This is a genomic window from Streptomyces sp. NRRL B-24572, from assembly GCF_002156145.1.
Taxonomy (GTDB): domain Bacteria; phylum Actinomycetota; class Actinomycetes; order Streptomycetales; family Streptomycetaceae; genus Streptomyces; species Streptomyces vietnamensis.
In genome coordinates this window covers 1-1,568 of sequence record NZ_MWIG01000911.1, presented here as the reverse complement: position 1 = coordinate 1,568, position 1,568 = coordinate 1, and the positions used below count along the sequence as shown (strand labels likewise).

Genomic DNA, 1,568 nt, shown 5'->3' with positions numbered 1-1,568 from the left:
GTTACGGGACAGCCTTTAGGAGAGGCCACTCCCCAGGGCGAATGACGGGCGTCGTCGCTGCCCCGCCAGGAAACGATCTCTCTGCGGTGCAAGCTGCGCCTTCGGCGCCTGCACCTGATGGGGCAACAAGTTCTACAGAGTTTAAGAACCAAGTCTGGATCTTGACGCGGGTCCGTGCGTATGTTCGTCGTCCCCCGGGCACGGTGCCCGGCACGTCGGACGTAAGGAGCGCGGCAGATCGACCAGACCGTGTAGGTCCGCGTAACAGCGACGGCGCCCGGGAGCGGGAACTCCCAGACGCCGAACGCTAAGTGGCATGTCCGCCCCGGCAAGGGCGGGGTTTGCCCACCATCACCACGCTGAGTCCTTCCGAGGGGCGCATCAGCGTGGCAACACTGCAACGAGGAGTATCGCATGCCTCCTGCCCTGCGCAATAGGCCCTTCCGCCTGGCCTGCGCGGCAGCCACCTCCGCCCCGGCGCGTTCACGTACCACGACGGAGCCCGCCTTCCCTGCCCCGGCGAACCGCCGGCTCCGCCCCGTCGTCGGGAGCGGCCGATGAGCAGCGAAGCCCGCGAGTGGGTCTGGGAGCACAGCTCCAGCCGGGGGACCGCACGCCTGGTCCTGCTGTCGATCGCCGACCGGGTGGCCGACGAGCAGTGCGTCTCCTGGGCCTCGCTGTCCAGCCTGGCCAAGCGCACGCGCGCGTCCGTCTCCACGGTGCGCGAGGCCATCGACCGCCTGGTCCAGGCCGGTGAGCTGGAGCAGCTCGACGACCTCACCGGCCCGCAGCGCAGCACGGTCTACCGCCTGCCCCTCGCCGCCCAGGCCGTCGCCGAGGACGCACAGGGCGAGGACGCCGATCAGGCGCCGACGGGCGGGCCCGAGGCCGCCCCCACCCTGCGGGTCTCGGTTCTGCGGCGGTACGGAATCCGGCCGCGTGAGGTACCGGAATCCCCCGCGAGGGACCGGAATCCGGCAGAACCGGAAACCGGCAGGTCCCGGCGGAAACCAGCACCCCGACGTACCGGAAACCGGCACAGCGGTGTACCGGAAACCGGCACACAGAACCGTAGTGAACCGGATTTGAACCGTAGGTACAGCAGTGGTGCCGCCGTCCTCTCGGCTGCCGAGTGGCAGGTTGACCCCGCCACCCACGCCTGGGCCCGCGAGCAGGGACACCTCGACCGGCTCGGCCAGGAGGGCCTGCGTGCGGCCGACGCGAAGTGGCGTGCCCACCGGGCGGTCTTCAAGCCGAGGCCGGCGGATGCCTGGGCCACCGACTGGCGCTCCTGGATCGCCCGGGAGCACGCCCCCAGCCGCCCGAACCTCTACGCCGTGCCCGGCGGAGCCTCCGCCGCCCCCGGCGGTATGACGCGGGCCGAGGCGCACACCGCCGCCCTTCTCGCCGCCCTCGACGAGCCGACCGGAACGGAGGGCTGACCGTGGATCGCCGCGAAATCGCCGCCCTGCTGGCCTACATAGGCCGGCTCGACCCGCGCACCATCCGCACCGATCAGGGCGAGGCCCGAGACCAGCTGGCCCAGTGGCACGAGCTGCTCGGCGACG

1 protein-coding gene is annotated in these 1,568 nt (G+C 71.4%); it reads left to right on the top strand.

Annotated features, from left to right (window positions below):
• The first annotated feature begins 557 nt into the window (after positions 1–557).
• Positions 558–1,442: a helix-turn-helix domain-containing protein gene (locus CCN56_RS38115; RefSeq protein WP_086832238.1), complete on the top strand. Its 885-nt coding sequence runs from the start codon at positions 558–560 to the stop codon at positions 1,440–1,442.
• Positions 1,443–1,568 lie beyond the last annotated feature (126 nt).

Bases quoted from the DNA above. Each gene is read 5' to 3' on its own strand.
- CCN56_RS38115 (WP_086832238.1), top strand. From the start codon at position 558: ATGAGCAGCGAAGCCCGCGAGTGGGTCTGGGAGCACAGCTCCAGCCGG.